Origin of the sequence: Thalassotalea sp. PP2-459 (assembly GCF_001913705.1) — a bacterium.
GTDB classification, from domain to species: domain Bacteria; phylum Pseudomonadota; class Gammaproteobacteria; order Enterobacterales; family Alteromonadaceae; genus Thalassotalea_C; species Thalassotalea_C hakodatensis.
In genome coordinates this window covers 25,946-51,487 of sequence record NZ_MKQD01000025.1, presented here as the reverse complement: position 1 = coordinate 51,487, position 25,542 = coordinate 25,946, and the positions used below count along the sequence as shown (strand labels likewise).

The window sequence follows — 25,542 nt, the reverse complement described above, 5'->3', positions numbered from 1 at the left end:
TGTCTTGTCTAAATACCCATAAACTGCTGCAAAAATAAACGCGAAAGATCAACAGACGCTAATTAATGCTCTAATAGGGTATATAGAATTTGTTTAACAAATTTAGGTTCAAAGGGTTTGTCGCACAAGGCATTAACGCCATCTTGTTCAATATTTGCTAAGTGAGTATCTTTACTTTCACTGGTTACCATTAGAATAGGTATATGCGATTGTTGGCTTTGCTCTCGTACATATTTAGTTAACTGGCGTCCGTCAACTTCAGGCATATTAAAGTCAGTAACAATTAAATCGAACATGTTTTCGTTTAGTATTTCTATTGCTTCACTGCCGTCTTTTGCTTCTGTAACTTTTAACAAACCCAAATTATTCAACACGCGTTTGATATGATTGCGAGCAAGCATGCTGTCGTCAACAAGTAATACACGAATTTCATGCACGTCGAAGTAATCGAGTTCCATTTCATCAGGTGAAATTAAATCAATGGTATTGTTAATGGCTGCGTGTAGGTTTTCAGGTGTAAAGGGTTTTGGCAATATTGCGACAACACCTGATTGTTTAAACTCTTCAAGGCTTTCACGTTTATATTCACTTGACACTAACATAAACGCTGAGTCTTGACACTTGTCAGATGTTTTTACATGGCTTAATAAATCAAGTGCTGTACCTTTATCAAAGTACATAGCACTGGCAATTAAATCAAAGTGATAACGTGTTATTTGCTGTAATGCATCATCAAAGGTTTTTGCTAAGGTAATTTCAGTTATGTTCTGCTGTTTTAATCGATTAATGATTATTTTACTTTGCGTATCAGATGGCTCAACGAGCAAAATAGATAGTTCACTTGGTTGTATATTTGTCATATCTTCTCTCTAGCGCTCTTAGCCGCCGGTAAATTTAACCTTGTAACCTGCTTTTTCTAATTCAGCTTTGATCACATCTCTTTTGTCGCCTTGAATTTCGATGGTTTCATCGACAACACTTCCGCCTGTGCCGGCTTTTTTCTTTAACGTACTTGCTAAGTTTTTTAGTGCTTTTTGATCAAGCCCTAAGCCAGAAATAACAATAACACCTTTACCTTTTCTGCCTTTTGTTTCTCGCCTAACTTTAGCTGTACCATCAGATGGGCTGACTTGTTCAACCTTTTCAGGTGTAATTTTACCTTCGTCAGTTGAGTAAACGAGTTGCGATAACTGATCTTGCCAAGACATATGATAAGCTCTAACGTAAGTTTTCGGCATTATATCTTTACGCATAAAAAAAACCAGTCTTTCGACTGGTTTTGTTATTTTATTACCGTATAAGTCGGTTTATAGTTTGCTTTCAAGCTCGGGTAATACGTCGAATAAGTCAGCAACAATACCGTAATCTGCAACTTGAAATATAGGCGCTTCGGCATCTTTGTTAATGGCAACGATAATTTTAGAATCTTTCATGCCAGCTAAGTGTTGGATGGCACCTGAAATACCAACGGCGATATATAAGTCCGGTGCAACAATTTTACCTGTTTGACCTACTTGCATATCGTTAGGTACAAAGCCAGCATCAACAGCTGCACGAGAGGCACCAATTGCGGCACCTAGTTTATCTGCAATACCTTCTAATAATGTGAAGTTATCACCATTTTGCATACCGCGACCGCCTGAAATAACAACGTTTGCTGCGCCTAAGTCAGGGCGCTCTGATTCAGTAAATTCATCATTCACGTGTGATGAAGTACCCGCGTCAGTTGCCTGTGAAAGGTTAACAACGTCTGCGTTACCGTCGGTTGCTACCGCATCAAAAGCTGTAGCACGTACAGTGATCACTTTCTTACTGTCTAAGCTCTGTACCGTTGCTATTGCGTTGCCTGCATAAATTGGACGCACAAAAGTATCAGCAGATTCAACACCGATGATGTCTGAAATCTGTGCTACATCTAACAATGCCGCAACACGTGGCATAAAGTTTTTACCTGTTGTTAGGGCTGTTGCCATGATCACGTTATAATCGGCAGCCAGTTCAGTTACTAATAAACTTACGTTTTCTGCTAACTGGTTTTCGTAAGCTGCATTGTCAGCAATCAATACTTTTGTTACACCATTTACTTTTGCAGCCTGCTCTGCAACCGCTGAACAATTATGACCTGCAACAAGTAAATGAATATCACCACCAATTGCTTGAGCAGCTGATACTGTTTTAAGCGTGTCGGCTTTTAATTCGTTATTATCGTGTTCTACATAGATTAAAATGCTCATGCGATCACCTTAGCTTCGTTTTTCAATTTATCGACTAACTCATCTACTGTTTCAACAACAATACCCGCTTGACGTTCCGCTGGCGGTGTTACTTTTATTAAGGTTGTACGAGGTGTTAAGTCTAAGCCGAATTCTGATGCTTCTTTAACATCTAATGGCTTACGTTTTGCTTTCATTATGTTTGGTAATGAGGCATAACGTGGCTCGTTTAAACGTAAATCAGTCGTCACGATAGCAGGAAGGTTAAGAGCAACTGTCTGCAAACCACCATCTACTTCACGTGTTACGTTAACTTTATCGCCGTCTATTTTTACTTCAGAGGCGAAAGTACCTTGTGGAAGGCCAGTTAATGCTGCAAGCATTTGTCCTGTTTGGTTGTTGTCTGAATCGATTGATTGTTTTCCAAGAATAACCAATTGTGGTTGCTCTTCTTCAACAACTTTTTGCAAAAGCTTGGCGACATGTAATGAATCTAGCTTTTCATCTGTATTTATTTGAATAGCACGGTCAGCACCTAAAGCTAGGGCAGTACGTAACTGTTCTTGACAAGATTTATCACCAATTGAAATCGCGATAATTTCAGTTGCTGTACCTGCTTCTTTGAGTCTTACTGCTTCTTCTACTGCAATTTCACAGAAAGGGTTGATTGCCATTTTAACATTAGCAAGATCAACATCTGAGTTGTCAGCTTTTACACGTACTTTAACGTTATAATCGATGACACGTTTTATCGGAACTAATACTTTCATCGTTGCCTCTAATTGTGCTTGTTGTAATTTAGTGCCCAGTTTTTATAGAAAAGAACTAGACTAGTAATAACTTAACTTGAATTTGTTCAAAGGCTACTTTAGGGTTACGTGAACGTCAACGTAAATTTGTGCGATTGAACGTTTTTTGTTTTATACCAATAAACAGTCTTTTACATCATAGTATTTACTGGCGAAAATTCTATAGGTATGATGTTATCAAACAGGTGTTTGAAAATCAAACGGGTGTTTGAATTTCAGTGTGGTTATCATTTCGGGGGGAATTATGGAACGCGAATCAATGGAATTTGACGTAGTGATCGTGGGGGCTGGTCCTTCTGGTTTATCTACTGCATGTAAGCTAATGCAGTTAGCTCAAGAAAAAGAACAAGAGCTAATGGTTTGTGTTGTTGAAAAGGGGTCAGAGGTTGGGGCACATATTTTATCTGGTGCGGTATTTGAGCCAAGAGCCTTAAATGAACTTTTTCCTGATTGGCAAGAAAAAGGCGCGCCACTAAATACCAAAGTAACTGGCGATGATATTTATTTATTAAACGGGGATGAAAGCGCGATTAAACTCCCCGGTTTTGGTGTACCCAAAACAATGCACAATAATGGTAACTATATTGCGAGCATGGGTAACATGTGCCGCTGGTTAGCTGAACAAGCAGAAAGTTTAGGCGTTGAAATTTTTCCAGGCTTTCCGGCACAAGAGGTTATTTATCACGAAGATGGCAGTGTTGCTGGCATATTAACCGGTGATATGGGGCTTGATACTGAAGGTAATCAGAAAGATTCATTTGTGCCTGGTATGGAACTTCGTGCTAAATATACTGTGTTTGCTGAGGGTTGTCGTGGTCATCTAGGTAAAGAACTTATTGGTAAATTTGCCTTAGATGCTGATAAATCGCCTCAACACTATGGTATTGGTTTTAAAGAAATCTGGGATATTGATCCTGATAAACATCAAGAAGGTTTAGTGGTGCATACTGCCGGTTGGCCATTAGATAAAGATACCGGTGGTGGTGGCTATTTGTATCATGCAGAAAACAATCAAGTGTTTGTTGGTATGATCATTGATCTCAATTATAGCAACCCGCATTTAAGTCCATTTGACGAATTTCAACGATATAAACATCATCCTAAAATTGCACAATATTTAACAGGCGGTAAGCGGGTTTCTTATGGTGCAAGAGCGTTAGCAAAAGGTGGATTTAATTCATTACCAAAAATGACAATGCCAGGTGCACTGTTGGTAGGTTGTGATGCTGGCACCATTAATTTTGCTAAAATTAAAGGCAATCATACGGCGATGAAGTCGGGTATGCTTGCCGCTGAAACTGTATTTCAAGCACTTGCTTCGGGTGATGAAGGTGGCAAAGACCTCACTGGTTTCACTGATAAGTTTAAGCAATCATGGCTTTATGATGAGCTATACAATACACGTAACTTTGGCCCTGCAATGCATAAATTTGGTACCTTTTGGGGTGGTGCATTTAACACCATTGATCAAAACTTTTTTGGTGGTAAGTTACCGGTTAACTTTAAAGATGAATCATTAGATCATGCACAGCTTAAAACGGCGGCAGAGTGTGCGGTAATTCAGTACCCTAAACCGGACAATACATTAAGTTTTGATAAGTTATCTTCAGTATTTTTATCGAATACGAACCATGAAGAAGAACAGCCATGCCATCTAAAATTAGCTGATAGCAGCATTCCTCTCTCAGTCAATTTACCTAAGTATGCAGAACCTGCTCAGCGATATTGTCCTGTAGGAGTATATGAAGTTGAAAGTACCGACGATGGCGATAAGTTTGTGATTAATGCACAAAACTGTGTTCACTGTAAAACGTGTGACATTAAGGACCCAAGCCAGAATATTACTTGGGTAACGCCAGAAGGGGCTGGGGGGCCAAATTACCCCAACATGTAAACGATTTGAGCCGGCATAAGCCGGCTTTCTTTTAGTTAAACTTATATTGATTAATTTTTCCGTAATTGATTGATTAGCGCGTCAGCTAATGGCGTTGCTGATGCAGGGTTTTGACCGGTTATTAACTGCCCATCAATAATTACATTACTTTGCCAAGGCTTTCCTTCTATGAATGTTGCACCTTGATCTATTAACTTACTTTGTAAAAGAAAAGGCACAATATTTTCAGTGCCTAATTCTTGCTCTTCGATATTACTAAAGCCTGTGACTCTTTTACCTTTAATCAGTAAATCACCATTTGGTAATGTGATACTAGTTAACGCAGCAACACCATGGCAAACTGCGGCAACAATACCATTGTTTTGATAAATTGTGGTCGATATTCGCTCGATGTCAGGGTTATTTGGAAAATCCCACATTGGCCCAGAGCCACCACTGTAGATAACGGCGTCATATTCGTTAGCAACCACCTTATCTATAGGTATGGTATTTAGCACCTTTGTTAGTAGGTCGGTATCATTGAGAAATCGTTGATGGTTATCATCAGCTTCTGTAAAGGCTTTCGCATCTATGGGGGCTAACCCTCCTTTGATGCTGGCAATATCAACGTCAATATTAGCTTGCGTTAAACGGTAGTAAGGATGCGTAAGTTCAGGTAACCAAAAGCCTGTTTTTTTGCCTGTACTCCCAAGTTGATCGTGGCTTGTTAAAACAATTAGCACTTTTTTTGTATCGTTTGCTAATGCCTGATTTGCGAACAATATCATCACTAAAATACTTAAAATGACTTTGTAAAACATCGGATATACCTTTTAAATGGAGAAAGTGAAGGTAGTGTAGGTGTCTTGAGCGCGCAGCTCATTTACATAGGTTGATTTTGTTAAGTTTTAGTATTTTTACTTGCACTATTGTTACTGGCCCCTTAAGCTACGCGGCTTTTTATTGCGATGGGGGATATTATGATTGGTTTTGATTATGGTACATCAAACTGTGCTGTAGGCGTAATGGAACATGGCCAACCCAAAATTGTAAACTTACCCGCGCATGGCACGTTAATGCCTTCAACACTTTATTCACCAGATAGAGATATTATTGTTAGTTGGCTTTATGCTCAGTTAACGCCTAGTGAACAACAAGCGTTTAAAACGTTGCGTATTATACCGTTGCAAAAAGGGCAAAAAGCACTACGAGAATTAGCGTTAGATGGGCTATCAAGCGAGTTATCGTTCGGTCAACAAGCTTTAGCAAATTACTTGGAAGAGCCAGAAGAAGGCTACTATATTAAATCTCCGAAATCATTTTTAGGGGCAAGTGGTTTAAAGCAACCACAAATAGATTTATTTGAAGATATTGTTGCCGCAATGATGTCGCATGTAAAGCAGCAAGTAGAAAGCTCTTTAGGGCGAGAGGTTAATCAGACCGTTATTGGCCGTCCAATTAACTTTCAGGGGTTAAAAGGTGAGGAAAGCAACCAACAAGCGATTGCTATTTTAACAAATGCCGCGAAACGGGTGGGTTTTTCTTCGATTGAGTTTCAGTATGAACCCGTTGCTGCAGGCTTTGAATATGAAGCGTCGCTTTCAACAGATAAACGTGTGTTGGTTGTTGATATTGGTGGTGGTACGACAGATTGTTCAATGATTTTAATGGGGCCTGCTTATATTCATAGTAATGATCGAAGTAAACAGCTGCTTGCGCACTCAGGCGAACGTATTGGTGGTAATGATTTTGATATTCAATTAGCGTTTCGCGGTTTAATGCCCAATTTAGGGGCGACTAGCCAATTAAAGTCTGGCAAACCTATGCCTACTAATAGCTATTGGCAAGCGGTTGCGATAAATAACATTAATGAGCAAACCGCGTTTTATAGTGCAGCCAATGGCCGGCATTTAGACATGTTACAACGTGATGCAGAGCATCCTGAGCTGGTTAGTCGTTTAATAAAACTGTACCGAGAAAAGTTAAGTTATCAATTGGTCAATAGCGCTGAAAATGCCAAAATCTCCTTATCAACTGAACCCAGTAATACCGTTGATTTAAGCTATATTGAACATGCATTAATGCAAACGTTGTCGATTGAGGGGTTCCAGCAAGCGTGTGAAAAAGAATTACAGGCTATTGGAAGACTTATGCAAGATTGTGTAAAACAGGCAGGGTGCCAGCCTGATGTTGTATTTGTTACTGGAGGTACCGCTAAATCAACGGTAATCAGCCAGTATATAGAGCAACAATTTCCAGGGGTAGAGCTTGTAATTGGTGATCATTTTGGCAGTGTTACAGCTGGTTTAACACGCTGGGCAGAACGAATATTTAAATAATTAGCTTTAGTTTATTAACATTTATGCCAGTAGTTGTTCTCTAGAGCGATAATTGAAAAGCCTGAATTATTCAGGCTTTGCTATTTTACAGTTGTAATTAGCTAGATAATATTTTCATGGGTAAACTAAGAATAACATTATCGGCATCGGCAAAATGCATCATTACTGCTACATGCCCGGCAACAACGGCAACATACATTATTGCTGAAAATATCTGACCGTACCTATCTAACGGTAACAAATGAGATTGTTTTCTGCTTCTCCATTCGAAGATTATTTCTATACTGCCAATAAAGATAAAAAAGACTAAAAGCATCAAGCCAAAGGTATAGCTAATCCATAATCCAAGCGTTACACCGGCTAAACATGCAAGTAAACCTATCCAAGAGCGCATGGAAAAACTGATACTTTTTAATACGTGACCTCCATCAAGCGGTAAAATTGGTAATAAGTTAAATAAATTCAGTAATGCACTTATTACGGCAACACCGGCAAAAATTTCCAAGTCGGTTGCATAATATAACACGACACCTAAAATTGAGGTGATCAAACCATAGGCTGGACCCATCAAAGAAATGACCACGTCTTGCCAGCGAGTGGTAATTTTTTCATCGCTGACAGCCAGGCCACCGACAAAGGGAATTAAATAGATGCCCTTTGTTTTAATACCAAAATATTGCATGGCACGAACATGGCCATATTCATGAATGACTAAACAAACAATTAACATCATGGCAAACTCAAAAGAGAATAACCATGCGTACCCCGCAACAGAAGCGCCGGCTAGCGCCGCTTTGATGACCTTTGCACTTTTAAAAACTTTAAGCCCCAATGCAGCTAAACCTAGCCAACCTGTTTTATTCTCTGTATTTGTTGTGGGCACATCAAGATAATCAAAAGGGGCATCAGTAGTGGCAATTCCAATACGGCCTGCTGATAATTGTTCGGTATCAAATTGAAGCATTGCTCCGTTAATTTGACAGCTATTAATGAAGTTATTTACCGTGGTTAATTGTATCGCTTGTTGGTCGCAAAACACTTGAACTATTTCTGAGTCATTAACAAAGACGGTAAATTGGGCATCGGCATAGGTGAATGCGAGTTTATTCATGATTAGATAAATTTCGTGCCTTTAATATATAGAGGGAGCAGAGTATAAAAAGTTGTGCTTAGTTTTTACAGTTAAATAATGACAAATTGAACTTTGCCAAGACTAAGTAAACACTTTAATCCATACGAGCCTTTAAACTTATGACATTCTGTCAATGGTAAAATATTTCATCAAATACTAGGAAATCTAGCTAATCTGTGATTATTTTAAGCAATAAAATCGTTAATTGACCTAGCAATACGTAACTCACTCAGTATAATATCCCGTGCTGAAATAAGTCAGCAACGATAAAGCTCCAAACTGTATAATTATTTGTTTATTGGCCATCAGTTTTTCATGGTAACTAAGTGAACAAATAATTGTACAGATTGGATAAAAAGAAATTTTGAATGAAAGGTAAAAGTTAATGTTCAATCCAGTAACAAAATCATTCCAATTTGGCCAACATACGGTCACATTGGAAACAGGTGCGATAGCACGTCAAGCAACTGCAGCTGTCATGGCAAGCATGGACGATACATCAGTATTAGTTTCTGTAGTCGCAAAAAAAGATGCAGTTGAAGGCCAAGACTTCTTCCCACTAACGGTTAATTACCAAGAGCGTACTTACGCTGCAGGTAAAATTCCAGGTGGCTTTTTTAAACGTGAAGGCCGTCCTTCAGAAGAAGAAACATTAATTGCACGCTTAATTGACCGCCCAATTCGTCCGTTATTTCCTGAAGGATTTACAAACGAAGTTCAGGTTATTATCACGGTTGTTTCAGCAAACCCTGAAATTTCACCTGATATTATTTCACTATTAGGTACTTCTGCTGCCTTAGCTATTTCTGGTGCACCATTTAATGGCCCAGTTGGTGCAGCACGTGTTGGTTACTCTGATGGAAAATATCTCCTTAACCCGCTTCAATCTGAACTTGAGTCTTCTCAATTAGATTTAGTGGTTTCTGGTACTGAGTCAGCGGTATTAATGGTTGAGTCTGAAGCAGACGTTTTATCTGAAGAAGTTATGTTAGGTGCCGTTGTATACGGCCATGAGCAAATGCAAACGGCAATTACGGCGATTAATGAATTTGCTGCAGAAGTTGCAACACCTTCATGGGAGTGGTCTGCGCCAGCGAAAAACGTTGATTTAGCAACCAAAATCGCTGAACTTGCAACCGAGCAAGTGAATGATGCATATCAAATTACCGAAAAAGCAGCACGTTATGAAAAAGTTGCTGAAATTCGTAATGCCGTTCTAGCACAATTAGAAGAAGCTGATGCTGAATTGAATGTTCAAGAAGCAAAAGATTTATTCCATGATTTAGAAAAAACAATCGTGCGTGGTCGTATTACACAAGGTTCTCCTCGTATTGATGGTCGTGATCCAGAAATGATCCGTGCATTAGACGTAATGACGGGTGTATTACCAAGAACTCATGGTTCATCTGTATTTACGCGTGGTGAAACACAAGCCTTAGTAACAGCTACTTTAGGTACGCAGCGTGATGCACAACGTATTGATACTATTATGGGTGAGAAAACTGACAACTTTATGTTGCATTATAACTTCCCTCCATACTGTGTAGGTGAAACGGGTTTTGTTGGTTCACCAAAACGTCGTGAAATTGGCCATGGTCGTTTAGCTAAACGTGGTATGTTAGCGGTTATGCCTTCAGTTGATGACTTCCCGTATTCTGTACGTGTAGTATCTGAAATTACTGAATCAAATGGTTCATCTTCAATGGCTTCTGTTTGTGGTACTTCGCTTGCGTTAATGGATGCTGGTGTGCCAATTAAAGCCTCTGTTGCGGGTATCGCGATGGGTCTCGTGAAAGAAGGCGATGACTTTGTTGTGCTTTCTGATATTTTAGGCGACGAAGATCACTTAGGTGATATGGATTTCAAAGTAGCTGGTACTACTGAAGGTATTACTGCGTTACAAATGGATATCAAAATTGAAGGTATCACGCAAGAAATCATGCAAATTGCATTAAACCAAGCAAAAGGTGCGCGTACGCATATTCTTTCTGTAATGGATGATGCAATTAACGGTGCCCGTGACGATATCTCTGAATTTGCTCCACGAATTCATACAATGAAAATCAACGCTGACAAAATTCGTGACGTTATTGGTAAAGGTGGTGCAACAATTCGCCAACTTACCGAAGAAACGGGTACAACGATTGAAATTGAAGACGATGGTACAGTAAAAATTGCTGCAACTGACGGCGAACAAGCAAAAGATGCGATTGCGCGTATTGAAGCATTAACGGCTGAAATTGAAGTAGGTTCGGTTTACACAGGTAAAGTTGTACGTATCGTAGACTTTGGTGCGTTTGTTAACGTTCTTCCTGGTAAAGATGGTTTAGTGCACATTTCACAAATTGCTCATGAGCGTGTAAATGCAGTGACAGACGTATTGAACGAAGGTGAAGAAGTGACGGTTAAAGTACTCGAAGTCGATCGTCAAGGTCGCGTACGTTTAAGCATGAAAGAATGCATTGAAAAACCAGCACAACCTGAAGAGTCATCTGACGATTCAGCTGCTGAATAACGTTAAATCGTGTTAAAAAAGGAGCCTTGGGCTCCTTTTTTTGTCTCATGGATGTAGATAACTACTCGCATTCATTAATAGCATGAGTATAATCAAACAGACATATTATAAAGGCTGAATTATTCGTGAAAGTATTATTATCTTCCTCGCTTGTGTTAGGGCTTGTCGCTATTTTACAAGGCTGCGCTGCTACTTCTTCCACATCAAATACTTATATTGATCAACTCGTTATTGCTGAGCCTTTACCGGTAAATTATAAAAGTGAAGTAGCAATTGCCAGAATGAGTGATGTCATTCATCGCGCTGAAATTACTGATGAGCAACGCGCTCAGCTTTTTTATGACCGTGGTGTCATTTATGACAGTGTTGGTTTGCGTTCGTTAGCAAGGCTAGATTTTAATCGTGCACTACGCTTAAAACCTGATTTGGTTGAGGCTTATAATTTTTTAGGTATTCATTACACGCAAATGCAAGAATACGAACAAGCTTATGAATCGTTTGACGCTACTCTAGAACTTGCACCTGATCACCAGTATGCATATTTAAACCGAGGTATCGCCCTTTATTATGGTGATCGTGCTTCATTAGCTGTTAATGATCTACGTGAATTCTATCAACAAAGTGAAAATGATCCATACAGACTGTTATGGTTATATATAGGCGAACAAAGAGTAAATGCTGATGAAGCTTTAGTTAACCTTAAATCTCGCGCTAAAAATATTAGCGACAGCAGTTGGGCAAAATCAATTGTCAATTTATATGCGGGTAATATTAGTCAAAGTCATTTTATTGATACCGTCACTGAAGATATACATTCGAACAAGCAATTTAGTGAACGATTATGTGAGGCATATTTTTATCTTGGAAAGTTAAACCTTCTCAAGGGAAACAAAAGAGCAGCAGCTAATTTTTATAAACTTGCATTGAGTACCAATGTTTATGAGTTTGTTGAACATCGCTATGCACAGCTAGAACTCGATTTACTAAAAAGTCCAAAAATACAATTTCCTGACTCTTAAGCAAAAGCTATGAGGTTGAAAAACCTGATCATATCGGTATGCGCTGTTATACTTTTAGTCATACCGTTGCTATTACCTGCGATTACTAATGTTGCTTTAGAACGTGATATCGCCCCTTCATGGTTGCAAACTTATGGGGCGTACAAAGAATTACCTGCTTATTATCATTTTTTAAGAAGAAATCACAAAGTCGATAGTGAAAAGTGGCTTCGTGCCAGTATTAAACTATCGGTTGATATACCTGAAGTAAGTTATGAAGTTTCTGAGTATTATCGGCATTTAGGTCGCGATAACCAGGCGCTATTTTGGTTAAAAAAATCAGCGAACAAAGGTGTTGAAAAAGCAATATTGCGCTTAGCTAAATATTATATTGCTGAAAAACAAGTCGTGAAAGCAGATCGTTTACTTTCTTCATCTATGCAACACCGAGACGTACTCGAACTATCAATAGAAACCGCGCTAATGTTGGGTGATGAACTTCAATTTAAAGAGCGAAAAAATATACTGGCCAATATTGATAAACGTGCTCCATTACTTGTTACACTCTCTAACTTTTCAATTTTCGAACAGCTACAACCTTTGAATCGCCAATGTGTCATAAATATTCAACCCATAGCGACAAAGCTCAACGACTTAATTTTATTACAGCATCGTATAAGCGAATTGTCAGCCTTCCCAATAAACGACTTTATTTGTTTCGAAAAGCCGTTGTATCATCCGTTAAAAGCCTTAGCATGCTTTCATCAAAACGCTGAACGTATTCAGTGTAATGTGAATATTTGGCAATCATATCCATTAACGCATGTAGACTATTTATTGATCATGTCCCCAGAAGGAGGGGCTAACGTTGATCATGGCATTATTTATATTGATCGGCACGATACAATTGATGTATTAGTGCATGAATTGATGCACTCTTTCGGCTTTATTGATGAGTATCCACTACCACTGAACCATCAACGATGTTCAACTGCGCAAACTAAACCATTTGCACATAACGTCGTGGTATTGGAAAACGAGGTGTTATATGGAGATCGAAAAAAATTGAGAACGAAAGTGTTAGAACAACTGCCATGGCGTGATCATATTTTACCTACTACACCAATTTTAACTGCGGTTGAAAATGGCTGGCAAGTAGGTACTTCTGAAATGCAAAATAACCTTGTCGGTTTATACCATAGCAGAACTTGCCATGGGAATCGCACAGGTAACAAAACCGCTATTAAGCTACAAGCATTTAAACCAATACAATCAAAAACAAAACTAGAATATTTTGAATTAAAAGTGCCAACATTATATTGGCAAATACTTAAACAGCAGCCAAAACGATTTTTGATGCCTGATCACCGAGTTAATGCACAACGTTTACATTAACAAAGGTTAAGCTACTGATTTATAATTGGTTGTCTAGAGATGTTAGCCTCTCTTAATGATATTTTTTTATTGATATCTGTTTTCTTGTTTATCGGTATGTGCGTTGTTGGCCAGTTAATATTAGTTGTTATATTCTTTGCATGTCTCTGTGTGAATTGTTGTGTTTGGGGTAATAACGATTGATTTTTTGCATTGAACCACGAAAATAAAGCCATGAGATACACCTAGCAATTTACCTAATTAAGTTATAGTCAATATTTCACTTTTTACATAAGACGAAAAAGTAACTAACAGGAAAATATTATTAAAAATTTGTATTAAGGATGGGGTATACTCGTTGCAAATTTATGATGCTTTTTTTATTGTTTAATGACGTCTGTGGAACTTACTCAATTACGCCGAACTTTCCCTTTGTTGAATCAAGAAATCAACGGAAATGAAATTATTTATTTCGATAATGCAGCGACTACACAAAAACCCAAAAGTGTAGTTGAAGCAATACAAACCTATTATCAACAAAGTAATGCTAATGTTCATCGTTCAGCACATTCTTTAGCGAGTAAGGCAACAACGCAATTTGAAGACACTCGAATTGCTGTTCAGCAGTTAATTAATGCAAAACATTCACACGAAATAATTTGGACTAGTGGTACCACAGAAGCCATCAATCTTGTTGCCTATTCTTGGGGAAGATCTCAATTAACAGTGGGTGATGAAATAATTGTTAGTCAGGCAGAGCATCACGCTAATATTGTACCTTGGCAACAACTTGAAAAAGAAATAGGCATAAAGTTACGCGTCATTGAGCTGACCGAAACAGGCATAATTGATCTACGCTCATTCGAAAGTTTATTATCTGAAAAAACAAAATTGGTATCAATTAATCACATTTCAAATGTGATCGGCAAGATAAACCCGGTTGAAAGCGTTATTGCTAAAGCGAAAAAGGTTGGGGCGAAAGTATTGCTTGATGCTGCACAATCCATTGCTCACCTTCCAATTAATGTTCAACAACTCGATTGTGACTTTATGGTTTTTTCTGCACACAAAATGTATGGTCCTACTGGTGTAGGTTGCCTTTATGGAAAAGCAGAACTCCTCAATGCTATGCCGCCTTATAAAACTGGCGGAGAAATGATAAAAAAGGTAAGTTTTACCTCAGGCACCACTTTTAATACCCTACCTTATAAATTTGAAACGGGTACTCCGAACATAGCGGGAGTTATTGGTTTTAATGCGGCAATTAATTTTCTAAAACTGAACCCAAAAGCAAGAGATAAAGAAAAGGCGCTTACTCAATATACTTATCAGCAATTATTAGCTTTAAAGCCTTTAACCTTGTTAGTTGCTGAACAACCAGACATTGGCATATTTTCGTTTAATATCGAATCAGTCCACCCACAAGACGTTGCTAGTTATCTGGATAGTAAGGGCGTAGCAGTAAGAGGAGGGCATCATTGTGCGATGCCTTTAATGGAATACTTCGCTGTGCAAGGTTGTATTAGAGTATCGTTAGCACTTTATAATACAAAAGAAGAAGTTGATAAATTAATAACCTTGCTAAAAAGCTTTCTCACTGAAAATGAGAGATCAAATGTCACGCGTAAAACAGTAGTGCTTCCTGACGATATTATGCCTTTATTTGCACAGGCAAAGTCTTGGGATGCTAAGCACCGCCAAATTATGTTGCTTGGTAAAACGTTGACTGCAATGCCCGATGCATTGAAAACCGATGAAACACTCGTTGATGGCTGTGAAAGTGATGCATGGCTGTATGTTTATGTGAATGACAAAAATGAAGTGGTCATTCAGGCATTTTCACAAGCTAAAATTATCAAAGGATTATTAGTTATTGTGCAAAAAGCGGTAAACAATAAGCCAGTACAGTACGTTAAATCGTTTGATTTTAATAAGTATTTTGATTCACTAGGGCTACTTCAACATTTAAGCCCATCCCGCGGTAATGGGCTGTTAGCGATTGTAAATAAAATAAAGCGTGTTATTGCTTATTCTGATACTTAACGTTCATTTTTTAATCGTGCTTTTTTAGTGATTTTATCTAATGCTTTACCCACAGCAAAAAAGGCGAAGCTTGCAGTTACATGGGTAGCTGCACCAAAGCCACCACTGCAATCAAGGCGCATTGCACCGTCGTTAGACTGTTTAGCCTGACATACTTCACCTGAGCCATCAGGGTAGTTTAATTGCTCAGTTGAAAAAACGGCATCAACACCGAATTTTCTTTTAGTATTACGGCTAAAGTTAAACTCCCGACGGAGTTGATTTCTTACTTTTGATAATAAGGGATCTTGATAAGTATGCGCGAGATCTGAGATAGCAATTTTACTTGGATCGGTTTGCCCACCAGCGCCCCCCACAGTGACTAAATTTATTTTATTTCGCTTACAGTGAGCTATCATTGCTGTTTTGATTTGTACAGAATCAATAGCATCAATGACATAGTCATAACCTTTATCCATTAAATCGGCTAAATTTTCTTTCGTAACAAAATCTTCAATACAATGAACAATGCAATCAGGGTTAATAAGTGAGATGCGTTCAGCCATCACATCAACTTTACTTTGACCGACAGTAGCAGTAAGGGCATGTATTTGCCTGTTAGTATTCGTCGTGCAAATGTCATCTAAATCAATTAAGGTGAGGGTGCTTACACCAGTTCGAGCCAGCGATTCAGCCACCCAAGAGCCAACACCACCGATGCCTACAACACAAATGTGTGAATTTTGAATAGCAGCAGTACCTACTTGTCCGTATAAACGTTCGATACCGCCAAATCTTGTTTGATAATCTGACATAACACGACAACTAAACTAAAAAGTTGGCGCATTATATAGTCAGTACTTCTATTAGGCAAAACTGTATTTTATTAGCAACATATTCCTTTTAAATACGGACAGTCTTTTACATGTGCTCTAATCGTTCCTGAAATAGTATTAATGTTATTTAACAGTCTATTCAATTTGTTATCTATTATCACACCAAAAGTTATGGTCATTAACAGTATTAACGGTAAAACAACAAAAGCACCAAATGCTGATAACGGATAAAAAAATGGAATTACTGAGAAAGTCATAAAAATAACCAACATAAATAACGTGTGTACTGTTTGAATGAAGCGTATCGTTTTTATCATGTGAATTTCCTCCTGAAGGCTCACGAAAGAAAGTTTATTGCTTGCGCAATTATTCAACAAGTGTCATATTTGACATATTAAAAGGTAAAAGTGACAGTGTTGATTCAGGTGCGTAATGAATATTGGTTTAATTGCAGTAAACAATTGTATGGTTTCGGGAATTTATGGTGTGCTTGATATTTTTTATACGGCTAATTTCTGTATTGAAAAAAAGTATGGAAAAAATAGTAAACATCATATCAACTGTAATATATACACAATTGATGATCGCCCTGTCACAGGGTTTAACGGGATCGAAATAAAACCAACGGCATCAATCAAAGCAAACGATTCATTAGATATTTTGATTGTTTCTGCTAGCGCTGAAATTGTTGTTGAGTGCTGCCAAGAATCAACAGAAATTGAACATCAGGGTGCAATAATCAATTGGTTAACCTACTACCATCAGTTAGGTACCGTTGTAGCAAGTTACTGTACAGGAGCCTTTTTGTTAGCTACTAGCGGGCTATTAACTGGAAAACTAGCGACAACACATTGGCGAAATGCAGACATGTTTAGACACTTATATCCCAATATTAAGTTAACCTCAGATGAGTTAATTGTAGATAATGGCGATACTATTTGTTCAGGTGGCTCAATATCTTATATTGATTTGTCTTTATATTTAATCAATAAATATATCGGTAAAGATATCAGTGCTGAATGTGCGAAACTATTAGTGTTTGATCCAATACGGGAGAAGCAGTCGCCTTATGTGAGTTTCGAAAAGCAAAAGGATCATCACGATCAGGCTATTTTGAAAGCACAAGAATATATCGAAAGTCATTATCAACAAGACATATCAATAGAGGCGTTAGCTGAAAGGGTAGGTTTGGGATCTCGTACCTTCAAACGACGTTTTAAACAAGCAACGTCAGAAAATCCTTTAACGTATTTGCAGCGAATACGGGTTGAGCAAGCAAAGTTGAAATTAGAAAACTCCACTGAATCAATCAACAAAATTATTTGGTCAGTTGGATATGAAGACATTAGTAGTTTTCGACAATTATTTAAAAGATTTACTGGCTTAACACCGAAGGATTATCGTCAAAAATTTGCGGTATAAAAGGTTATAAAAAATGAATAATTATTTGAGTATTTATTTCAAATAGGTGTTTGATTTTTAGCGTTTCTGAGATAAAAAAAGGGAACATGAAGCTCCCTTTTTCGTAAAAATTAAATTTAAATTATCTTTCAGATAATGCTTTAAATTCACGGTTGATATCGCCAACATAGTTTTGACGAGGACGACCAATTTTCTGACCTGGTTGACCTAACATTTCATCCCAATGTGCAATCCAACCAACGGTGCGCGACATGGCGAAAATAACCGTAAACATATTTGTTGGAATACCGATTGCTTTTAAAATAATGCCTGAGTAGAAATCAACATTTGGATATAACTTCTTCTCAATGAAATATGGGTCTTCTAATGCGACTTTTTCCAGTGCCATGGCTACGTCTAATAGCGGGTCTTTAACACCTAACTCGTTTAGTACTTCGTGGCAAGTATCGCGCATTACCGTTGCGCGTGGGTCGAAATTCTTATACACACGGTGACCAAAGCCCATTAAACGGAAAGAGTCATTTTTATCTTTAGCACGTGCAACAAATTCGTCAACACGGCTCAAGTCGCCAATTTCTTCTAGCATGTTTAAGCACGCTTCATTAGCTCCGCCATGTGCAGGACCCCATAATGAGGCAACACCTGCAGCAATACATGCGTAAGGATTTGCGCCAGAAGAACCTGCCAAACGTACAGTAGAAGTAGAAGCATTTTGTTCATGATCAGCATGAAGCGTGAAAATGCGATCCATTGCGCGAGCAAGCGTAGGACTTACTTTATATTCTTCAGCTGGTACTGAAAACAACATGTGAAGGAAGTTTTCAGCATAAGTGAGGTCATTTCTAGGATAAACAAAAGGTTGACCAATACTATATTTATACGCCATTGCCGCAATTGTTGGCATTTTGGCAATCAAGCGTTGTGCGCTGCGCATACGCTGTGCACGATCATTAATATCTAAGTCACTGTGGTAGAATGAAGATAGTGCGCCAACTACACCACAAACCATCGCCATTGGATGCGCATCAGGTAAAAAACCTTGGAAGAAGTGTGCTAACTTTTCGTGCACCATCGTGTGGTTGGTAATAATACCTTTAAATTCGTTATATTGCGCTTCTGTAGGTAGCTCACCATTTAGCAATGTGTAGCAAACTTCTAAATAATCTGCTTGTTTTGCTAGGTCGTCAATAGCGTATCCACGGTGTTGTAATACACCTTTACCGCCATCGATAAAGGTAATTGCTGATTCACAAGAAGCCGTAGCTAAAAAACCTGGGTCGTAAGTGAAGTAGCCTGCACTGCCTAAAGTGCGAATATCGATAACAGGATTGCCTGCAGTACCTTCAAGTACTGGTAATTCGGCAATTTGTTTGCCATCAATACTAAGAGTGGCTTTTGATTCAGCCATATGTTTTATCCCCTATTTAATTCGTTTTCTGATCATCTGATAATTATAGAATGAAAAGATAATCAGTTTTTATGAATATAAAACTGCGCCGTATTCTACTTCAAAACACCCCCCAAAAGTCAATTTAATTGTTATAAGATTAGACTAAAGTCATATGATTATTTGTTATCGATTAAAAAATAGGCGCAAGCCCTTAAAAACAAGGAAAAATCTCGGGTAAGAAAATTGTAATTAAAAATTTAGAGCTATATAATCACGTTGATCTGAGTAAAAGTTCTACAAACAAGGAAAGTTTTTAGTTTTTTGACTAAGATCGTTGGGGGGTTATTCATTTATATCGTAAAAATGAATAACAAAAAAAGAAAGTTGAAGGCTCTAAAAGAGCACTTAGGCAACAATCGTGAAAAAACAACGTCCTGTAAACCTAGATTTAACTACGATAAAAATGCATTCGGCAGCACATGCATCTATTTTACACCGTATCTCAGGTGTGATTATGGTATTTGCTATCGGTATTTTATTGTGGACATTATCCTTATCATTAACTTCTGCAGATGGCTTCGCGCAAGTAAAAGCATTGCTTGATGGTGTTTTCTTTAAATTAATCATAATCGGTATTATTTCCGCGCTTCTATACCATTTGCTTGGTGGTATTCGTCATTTATTGATGGATCTTGGGCATTTTGAAGAGAAAGCGTCAGGAATTGCTAGTGCCAAACTTATCATTGCTCTTTGGTTAGTATTAACTGTCGTATTTGGAGTTCGTTTATGGTAAATAACGCAGCTACTGTGGGCCGTTCAGGCGTCCATGATTTTATTTTATTACGTGCAAGCGCTGTATTACTGGCCGCTTATACTCTTTACCTATTAGGTTTTTTCGTTATAACTCCTGAAGTAACGTTTGATATTTGGCAAGGTTTTTTCAATAACCTGTGTACAAAAGTCTTCACTGTTTTAGCGCTTTTTGCCTTATTAGTTCATGCATGGATTGGTGTTTGGCAGGTGCTTTCTGATTATGTCAAACCAGCGTTTCTGCGTGGATTATTACAATTTTTATTTGCCGTTTTGTTACTTGCTTATTTAGTAGCCGGCTTTTTAACAGTGTGGGGTGTGTAAGTGAGCGTATCAGTTCGTGAATTTGACGCCATCGTTATTGGCGCAGGCGGTGCTGGCATGCGTGCTGCACTCGCAATCTCGGAATCAGGCAAAAGTTGTGCTTTGATTTCAAAAGTTTTCCCTACTCGTTCTCATACAGTATCTGCTCAAGGTGGTATTACTGTTGCGCTTGGTAATGCGCATGAAGATCATTGGGAACAACATATGTACGACACTGTGAAAGGTTCTGATTATATCGGTGACCAAGACGCAATTGAGTATATGTGTAAAACTGGCCCAGAATCTATCATTGAATTAGAAAAGATGGGTTTACCGTTTTCTCGATTTGAGAACGGCAAAGTTTATCAACGTCCTTTCGGTGGACAATCTAAAAACTTCGGTGGTGAACAAGCTGCGCGTACTGCAGCAGCAGCTGATAGAACAGGTCATGCCTTGTTACACTGTTTATACCAACAGAATGTAAAAAACAAAACTAACGTTTTTTCTGAGTGGTATGCATTAGATTTAGTTAAAAACAGTGACGGTGCTGTTGTAGGTGCTACTGCAATAGATATTGAATCTGGTGAAGTGTGTTACTTTAAAGCGCGCGCAACCGTATTAGCGACAGGTGGTGCAGGTCGTATTTTCGCATCAACAACTAATGCTCATATTAATACGGGTGATGGTGTTGGTATGTCACTTCGTGCTGGTGTGCAAATGCAAGATATGGAAATGTGGCAATTCCACCCAACGGGAATTGCTGGTGCTGGTGTGCTAGTGACGGAAGGTTGTCGTGGTGAAGGTGGTTACCTATTGAATAAAGATGGTGAGCGCTTTATGGAACGTTATGCACCTAATGCTAAAGATTTAGCTGGTCGTGATGTTGTTGCACGCTCTATGATGACAGAAATTCGTGAAGGTCGTGGTTGTGATGGTCCGTGGGGTCCACACATTAAACTTAAGCTAGATCACCTTGGTCGTGAAACCTTAAATCAGCGTTTACCAGGTGTTTGTGATTTATCGAAAACTTTTGCACACGTTGACCCGGCAGAAGAACCAATACCTGTTATTCCAACATGTCACTACCAAATGGGTGGTGTACCTTGTAATGTTAATGGTCAGGCAATCAGTTTCAACCCTGAAACAGGTGAAGACGTTATTATTGAAGGTTTATTTGCCGTGGGTGAAATTGCCAATGTATCAGTACATGGTGCAAATCGTTTAGGTGGTAATTCATTGCTTGACCTTGTGGTATTTGGTCGTGCTGCGGGTAATTTCTTAGGTGAATATTTAGCGGGTACTGCATTCGGTAAAGAAGCGTCTGACTCTGATTTAGATGCTGCTCTTGCTCGCTTTAACCGTTGGGAATCATCAACTACGGGCGAAGATCCTACTCAAATTCGTAAAGACCTACAGCAATGTATGCAATTAAATTTCTCTGTATTTAGAGAAGGCGAAGCAATGGCACAAGGTATGAAGGAATTAACGGAAATTCGTGAGCGCCTAAAACATGCGAAATTGGACGATAAGTCATCTGAATTTAACACGCAACGTATTGAATGTTTAGAATTAGACAACTTAATGGAAACGGCTTTTTGTTCTGCTAAAGCGGCCAACTTCCGTACCGAATCTCGTGGTGCGCATGCTCGTCAAGACTTCACTGAGCGTGATGACGAAAATTGGTTATGTCACTCAATTTACTCGCCAGATACTGAAGATATGTCTAAGCGTCAAGTAAATATGGCACCCGTTCACCGTGAAGCTTTCCCTCCGAAAGCTCGTACGTACTAAGGAGCATTAACGATGAAACAAGTATTTTCTATTTACCGTTACAACCCTGATGTTGATAATGCCCCTTACATGAAAGATTATGAGCTAGAAATACCAGAAGGCTCAGACATGATGGTATTAGATGCGTTAATTTTGCTTAAAGAGCAAGATTCAACATTGTCTTTCCGTCGTTCATGTCGTGAAGGTGTTTGTGGTTCTGACGGTTTAAACATGAATGGTAAAAATGGTCTTGCCTGTATTACGCCTTTATCGGCAGTAAAAGCAAGTAAGATTGTATTACGTCCATTACCTGGTTTACCGGTAGTGCGTGATTTGGTTATCGACATGACACAATTCTATAACCAATATGAAAAAATTAAGCCTTATTTAATTAACGATGGCAAAGAACAACCTGCTAGAGAACATTTACAAACGATTGAAGAGCGTGAAAAGCTTGATGGATTGTATGAGTGTATCTTGTGTGCCTGTTGTTCAACATCATGCCCATCGTTCTGGTGGAATCCAGATAAATTTGTCGGTCCAGCAGGCTTGTTACACGCGTATCGATTTTTAATTGATAGTCGAGATACAGCCACAGATGAACGCTTAGATGATTTACAAGATGCTTACAGCGTATTTCGTTGTCATGGCATTATGAACTGTGTAGATGTGTGTCCAAAAGGGTTAAACCCAACGAAAGCAATCGGCCATATTAAGTCGATGCTACTATCGCGCGCAGTGTAAAAACAATAAAGGCAAATAGCGTGAGCTATTTGCTTTGCTTTTGTCAGGGATATTAATGATTTTTATAGAAATTAGGCTATAGTCTAATAGACATTTAATTCGTTATTATTTAATTTTTAATTGCTTCAACCCTATTCAAGGATCAGGCAATGCCAGAAGGTGTAATGAAGGCTTGGCTAGAGTCTTCCCATTTAAGCGGTGCGAACACTGCTTATATAGAAGAACTATATGAATCTTATTTAGATAATTCGCAATCTGTTTCAGAAGAGTGGCGTGCTGTATTTGACGATTTACCAAAAATCGAAGGTGCAGAGGTCGAATATCGTCATTCTGAAATTCGAGATGAATTTCGTGAACTTGCCCAGCAGGCTCATAAAACAGTTGTTGTCTCAGGCGGTAGTGATGCTAAGCAGGTAAAAGTCTTGCAACTCATTAATGCATTCCGCTTCCGTGGACATCAAAACGCTAACATAGACCCGTTAGGCCTATGGCAGCGAGAGAAAGTTCGTGATTTACAACTATCTCACCACGAATTATCAGAAAATGATTTTGATCGTGAGTTTAATGTCGGTTCATTTGCTTGCGGACAAGAGCAAATGAAGTTAGGTGATTTATACAAAGCGCTAAGCAAAACCTATTGCGGTTCAATAGGTGCAGAGTATATGCACATGACTTCAACCGAAGAAAAACGTTGGTTACAACAGCGTTTAGAATCGGTACAGTCTAAAGCTCAATTGTCAGTTTCTCAAAAAGAAGAAGTGCTTAAAGGCCTCATTGCTGCCGATGGTTTAGAAAAATACCTTGGTGCAAAATTCCCTGGTGCAAAACGCTTTTCATTGGAAGGTGGTGATTCACTTATTCCAATGCTGAAAGAATTAATCACTCGTGCGGGCACTCATGGCACTAAAGAAGTTGTGTTTGGTATGGCCCACCGTGGTCGATTAAATGTACTGGTAAATGTGATGGGTAAAAACCCGTCAAAATTATTTGATGAATTTGCCGGTAAACATGATGATTTAGTTGGCTCTGGTGATGTTAAGTATCACATGGGGTACTCATCAGATTTTGTTACACCAGGTGGCAATGTTCATTTAGCTCTTGCGTTTAACCCTTCACATCTAGAAATTGTTAACCCTGTAGTAATGGGATCAGTACGAGCACGTTTAGATCGTCGTAAGTGTAATGAAGGTGATCTAGTATTACCTATTACTATCCACGGTGATTCAGCAATTGCAGGGCAAGGCGTCGTTCAAGAAACCTTTAATATGTCACAAGCTCGTGCATTTAAAGTAGGTGGCAGTATTCGCATTGTGGTGAATAACCAAGTTGGCTTTACTACATCAAACCAAGCGGATACACGCAGCGGTGAATATTGTACAGAAATCGCGAAAATGGTTCAGGCACCAATTTTTCATGTTAATGGTGATGACCCTGAAGCTGTGATCTTAGCCACACAAATAGCGTTAGATTTTAGAAACAAATTTAAGCGTGATGTGGTGATTGATTTAGTCTGTTACCGCCGTCATGGCCATAATGAAGCAGACGAACCGAATGCTACTCAACCTTTAATGTATCAAAAGGTCAAGAAGCATCCTACGCCACGTCAAATGTATGCAAATCAGCTAGATGAAGAAGGTAGCGTAAAAATAGAGCGCGCTAACGAGTTAGCTGAATATTACCGCACTCTGCTTGATGAAGGGCAATGTACGGTGGAACAATACCGCCCGATGACAGAACACTCTGTTGATTGGACACCATTTTTAGAACATGACTGGGATGATGAATATGATGCATCAATTCCGCATGATGAAATAAAAGCATTGGCTGATAAAGTAGCTTCATATCCCGATGATCATTCTTTGAACTCTCGCGTTAAGAAAATTTATGATGATCGCAAAAAGATGGCTAATGGCGAAAAACTACTTGATTGGGGTTTTGCTGAAAACCTTGCTTATGCAGCTATTGTAAAAGATGGTCAGCGGGTACGAATTACAGGTCAAGACTCTGCACGTGGCACGTTCTTCCATCGTCATGCTGCGCTGCATAATCAAAAAGATGCAAGCGTCTATTATCCGTTGCAAAACATTAGTGAAGACCAAGGACCTTTTAATGTCTATGACTCAGTACTTTCAGAAGTATCTGTGTTAGCATTTGAATATGGTTACACTACTGCTGAACCAAACGGTTTAACAGTTTGGGAGGCACAATTTGGTGACTTTGCCAACTGTGCACAAGTGGTATTTGATCAATTTATCTCTTCAGGTGAACAAAAATGGGGTAGGTTATGTGGTTTAACTATGTTGCTACCACATGGTTATGAAGGACAAGGCCCAGAGCATTCATCGGCACGTTTAGAACGTTTTTTACAGTTGTGTGCTGATCATAATATGCAGGTGTGTGTACCTTCAACACCGGCTCAAGTATTTAATATGCTTCGTCGCCAAGTTGTGCGACCAATGCGTCGTCCATTAATTGTTATGTCACCAAAATCACTATTACGTCATTCATTAGCTGTATCATCGTTAGATGATCTAGCAACGGGCGTATTCCAGAATGTTATTGGTGAAATAGACGAAGATATTATTGCTAAAGATGTTGATCGTGTTGTGTTTTGTAGTGGTAAAGTGTACTACGAATTATTAGAACAGCGTCGTAAGAACGAACAAACGAATGTTGCTATTATTCGTATTGAACAATTATATCCGTTCCCAGAAAAAGAGTTAGCAGTTGAATTAGAACAGTATCAACATGTTAAACAGTTTGTTTGGTGTCAGGAAGAACCTCAAAACCAAGGTGCTTGGTATTGTTCGCAGCACCACTTTAGACAAGCAATACCTGATGGAACATATTTGACATATGCTGGCCGTAAGGCTTCTGCTGCACCGGCTGTTGGTTATATGTCTGTCCATGTTAAAGAACAACAAGCGCTCGTTAATGACGCGCTAAACGCTAAGTAGACCATTGTTGTGGTTAAGAGATTGTAAGGAATAAA

General features: G+C 38.7%; 21 protein-coding genes. 12 read left to right on the top strand and 9 right to left on the bottom strand.

Translation table 11 applies throughout. The features are described from left to right. Positions 1-62: 62 nt before the first annotated feature. The 4 genes from BI291_RS04760 to BI291_RS04745 form a co-directional block, all read right to left on the bottom strand. On the bottom strand, positions 63-860 hold the full coding sequence (locus BI291_RS04760; protein ID WP_074496609.1) for a response regulator: 798 nt from the start codon (positions 858-860) through the stop codon (positions 63-65). 18 nt (positions 861-878) lie between these two features. After that, positions 879-1,208: a translation initiation factor gene (locus BI291_RS04755; RefSeq protein WP_074496621.1), complete on the bottom strand. Its 330-nt coding sequence runs from the start codon at positions 1,206-1,208 to the stop codon at positions 879-881. A gap of 99 nt (positions 1,209-1,307) precedes the next feature. After that, positions 1,308-2,234, bottom strand: coding sequence for an electron transfer flavoprotein subunit alpha/FixB family protein (locus BI291_RS04750; protein ID WP_074496608.1), 927 nt, complete (start codon positions 2,232-2,234; stop codon positions 1,308-1,310). Beyond that, complete coding sequence (locus tag BI291_RS04745; RefSeq protein ID WP_074496607.1) at positions 2,231-2,983, bottom strand: electron transfer flavoprotein subunit beta/FixA family protein; 753 nt, start codon at positions 2,981-2,983, stop codon at positions 2,231-2,233. Before BI291_RS04745 ends, BI291_RS04750 begins: the two co-directional genes overlap by 4 nt. Positions 2,984-3,266: 283 nt before the next feature. On the opposite strand from BI291_RS04745, the gene BI291_RS04740 reads away from it, so the two are divergent. Further along, on the top strand, positions 3,267-4,916 hold the full coding sequence (locus BI291_RS04740; protein ID WP_074496606.1) for an electron transfer flavoprotein-ubiquinone oxidoreductase: 1,650 nt from the start codon (positions 3,267-3,269) through the stop codon (positions 4,914-4,916). Between the two features lie 50 nt (positions 4,917-4,966). On the opposite strand, the gene BI291_RS04735 is transcribed toward BI291_RS04740, so the two are convergent. After that, the gene (locus tag BI291_RS04735; protein WP_074496605.1) at positions 4,967-5,716 is read right to left on the bottom strand and encodes a type 1 glutamine amidotransferase domain-containing protein; all 750 of its coding nucleotides are present in this window, start codon (positions 5,714-5,716) and stop codon (positions 4,967-4,969) included. Positions 5,717-5,875: 159 nt separating this feature from the next. On the opposite strand from BI291_RS04735, the gene yegD reads away from it, so the two are divergent. Then, positions 5,876-7,234, top strand: coding sequence for a molecular chaperone (gene yegD, locus BI291_RS04730; RefSeq protein ID WP_139302558.1), 1,359 nt, complete (start codon positions 5,876-5,878; stop codon positions 7,232-7,234). Positions 7,235-7,331: 97 nt separating this feature from the next. Here the strand turns inward: yegD and BI291_RS04725 are convergent, their stop codons facing one another. Next, a complete protein-coding gene (locus tag BI291_RS04725; protein ID WP_074496604.1) occupies positions 7,332-8,345 on the bottom strand; it encodes a metalloprotease in 1,014 nt (337 codons plus the stop codon). Between the two features lie 406 nt (positions 8,346-8,751). Between BI291_RS04725 and pnp the strand changes: the two genes are divergently transcribed. The 4 genes from pnp (at position 8,752) to BI291_RS04700 (ending at position 15,296) form a co-directional block, all read left to right on the top strand. Beyond that, a complete protein-coding gene (gene pnp / locus BI291_RS04720) occupies positions 8,752-10,881 on the top strand; it encodes a polyribonucleotide nucleotidyltransferase (RefSeq protein ID WP_074496603.1) in 2,130 nt (709 codons plus the stop codon). Between the two features lie 125 nt (positions 10,882-11,006). Continuing rightward, positions 11,007-11,900: a lipoprotein NlpI gene (gene nlpI / locus BI291_RS04715; RefSeq protein WP_074496602.1), complete on the top strand. Its 894-nt coding sequence runs from the start codon at positions 11,007-11,009 to the stop codon at positions 11,898-11,900. A gap of 9 nt (positions 11,901-11,909) precedes the next feature. Then, positions 11,910-13,274 (top strand): hypothetical protein, encoded by a 1,365-nt coding sequence (locus BI291_RS04710; protein WP_074496601.1) that lies wholly within the window; start codon positions 11,910-11,912, stop codon positions 13,272-13,274. A gap of 378 nt (positions 13,275-13,652) precedes the next feature. Beyond that, a complete protein-coding gene (locus BI291_RS04700) occupies positions 13,653-15,296 on the top strand; it encodes a SufS family cysteine desulfurase (protein WP_254849519.1) in 1,644 nt (547 codons plus the stop codon). Here the strand turns inward: BI291_RS04700 and tcdA are convergent. Both tcdA and BI291_RS18295 read right to left on the bottom strand, forming a co-directional pair. Then, the gene (gene tcdA / locus BI291_RS04695) at positions 15,293-16,090 is read right to left on the bottom strand and encodes a tRNA cyclic N6-threonylcarbamoyladenosine(37) synthase TcdA (RefSeq protein ID WP_074496598.1); all 798 of its coding nucleotides are present in this window, start codon (positions 16,088-16,090) and stop codon (positions 15,293-15,295) included. The genes BI291_RS04700 and tcdA overlap by 4 nt on opposite strands. 71 nt (positions 16,091-16,161) lie before the next feature. Then, positions 16,162-16,428, bottom strand: coding sequence for a hypothetical protein (locus tag BI291_RS18295; RefSeq protein ID WP_139302557.1), 267 nt, complete (start codon positions 16,426-16,428; stop codon positions 16,162-16,164). A gap of 115 nt (positions 16,429-16,543) precedes the next feature. On the opposite strand from BI291_RS18295, the gene BI291_RS04690 reads away from it, so the two are divergent. Next, the gene (locus tag BI291_RS04690) at positions 16,544-17,533 is read left to right on the top strand and encodes a GlxA family transcriptional regulator (RefSeq protein WP_074496597.1); all 990 of its coding nucleotides are present in this window, start codon (positions 16,544-16,546) and stop codon (positions 17,531-17,533) included. Between the two features lie 121 nt (positions 17,534-17,654). Here BI291_RS04690 and BI291_RS04685 read toward each other — a convergent pair whose 3' ends face one another. Further along, positions 17,655-18,941, bottom strand: coding sequence for a citrate synthase (locus BI291_RS04685; RefSeq protein WP_074496596.1), 1,287 nt, complete (start codon positions 18,939-18,941; stop codon positions 17,655-17,657). A gap of 400 nt (positions 18,942-19,341) precedes the next feature. Between BI291_RS04685 and sdhC the strand changes: the two genes are divergently transcribed. The 5 genes from sdhC (at position 19,342) to BI291_RS04660 (ending at position 25,507) form a co-directional block, all read left to right on the top strand. Further along, positions 19,342-19,716 carry a succinate dehydrogenase, cytochrome b556 subunit gene (gene sdhC, locus BI291_RS04680; protein WP_074496595.1) on the top strand — a complete coding sequence of 125 codons (375 nt, stop codon included), beginning with the start codon at positions 19,342-19,344 and terminating at the stop codon, positions 19,714-19,716. Further along, complete coding sequence (gene sdhD, locus BI291_RS04675) at positions 19,710-20,057, top strand: succinate dehydrogenase, hydrophobic membrane anchor protein (RefSeq protein WP_074496594.1); 348 nt, start codon at positions 19,710-19,712, stop codon at positions 20,055-20,057. The genes sdhC and sdhD overlap by 7 nt, the downstream gene beginning before the upstream one ends. Further along, positions 20,058-21,827 (top strand): succinate dehydrogenase flavoprotein subunit, encoded by a 1,770-nt coding sequence (sdhA, locus tag BI291_RS04670; RefSeq protein WP_074496593.1) that lies wholly within the window; start codon positions 20,058-20,060, stop codon positions 21,825-21,827. Between the two features lie 12 nt (positions 21,828-21,839). Continuing rightward, on the top strand, positions 21,840-22,550 hold the full coding sequence (locus BI291_RS04665) for a succinate dehydrogenase iron-sulfur subunit (protein WP_074496592.1): 711 nt from the start codon (positions 21,840-21,842) through the stop codon (positions 22,548-22,550). A gap of 149 nt (positions 22,551-22,699) precedes the next feature. Continuing rightward, positions 22,700-25,507, top strand: a complete 2,808-nt coding sequence (locus tag BI291_RS04660) for a 2-oxoglutarate dehydrogenase E1 component (protein ID WP_074496591.1) — start codon at positions 22,700-22,702, stop codon at positions 25,505-25,507. Positions 25,508-25,542 lie beyond the last annotated feature (35 nt).

Bases quoted from the DNA above. Each gene is read 5' to 3' on its own strand.
- BI291_RS04760 (WP_074496609.1), bottom strand. From the start codon at position 860: ATGACAAATATACAACCAAGTGAACTATCTATTTTGCTCGTTGAGCCA.
- BI291_RS04755 (WP_074496621.1), bottom strand. From the start codon at position 1,208: ATGTCTTGGCAAGATCAGTTATCGCAACTCGTTTACTCAACTGACGAA.
- BI291_RS04750 (WP_074496608.1), bottom strand. From the start codon at position 2,234: ATGAGCATTTTAATCTATGTAGAACACGATAATAACGAATTAAAAGCC.
- BI291_RS04745 (WP_074496607.1), bottom strand. From the start codon at position 2,983: ATGAAAGTATTAGTTCCGATAAAACGTGTCATCGATTATAACGTTAAA.
- BI291_RS04740 (WP_074496606.1), top strand. From the start codon at position 3,267: ATGGAACGCGAATCAATGGAATTTGACGTAGTGATCGTGGGGGCTGGT.
- BI291_RS04735 (WP_074496605.1), bottom strand. From the start codon at position 5,716: ATGTTTTACAAAGTCATTTTAAGTATTTTAGTGATGATATTGTTCGCA.
- yegD (WP_139302558.1), top strand. From the start codon at position 5,876: ATGATTGGTTTTGATTATGGTACATCAAACTGTGCTGTAGGCGTAATG.
- BI291_RS04725 (WP_074496604.1), bottom strand. From the start codon at position 8,345: ATGAATAAACTCGCATTCACCTATGCCGATGCCCAATTTACCGTCTTT.
- pnp (WP_074496603.1), top strand. From the start codon at position 8,752: ATGTTCAATCCAGTAACAAAATCATTCCAATTTGGCCAACATACGGTC.
- BI291_RS04710 (WP_074496601.1), top strand. From the start codon at position 11,910: ATGAGGTTGAAAAACCTGATCATATCGGTATGCGCTGTTATACTTTTA.
- tcdA (WP_074496598.1), bottom strand. From the start codon at position 16,090: ATGTCAGATTATCAAACAAGATTTGGCGGTATCGAACGTTTATACGGA.
- BI291_RS18295 (WP_139302557.1), bottom strand. From the start codon at position 16,428: ATGATAAAAACGATACGCTTCATTCAAACAGTACACACGTTATTTATG.
- BI291_RS04690 (WP_074496597.1), top strand. From the start codon at position 16,544: ATGAATATTGGTTTAATTGCAGTAAACAATTGTATGGTTTCGGGAATT.
- BI291_RS04685 (WP_074496596.1), bottom strand. From the start codon at position 18,941: ATGGCTGAATCAAAAGCCACTCTTAGTATTGATGGCAAACAAATTGCC.
- sdhD (WP_074496594.1), top strand. From the start codon at position 19,710: ATGGTAAATAACGCAGCTACTGTGGGCCGTTCAGGCGTCCATGATTTT.
- BI291_RS04665 (WP_074496592.1), top strand. From the start codon at position 21,840: ATGAAACAAGTATTTTCTATTTACCGTTACAACCCTGATGTTGATAAT.
- BI291_RS04660 (WP_074496591.1), top strand. From the start codon at position 22,700: ATGCCAGAAGGTGTAATGAAGGCTTGGCTAGAGTCTTCCCATTTAAGC.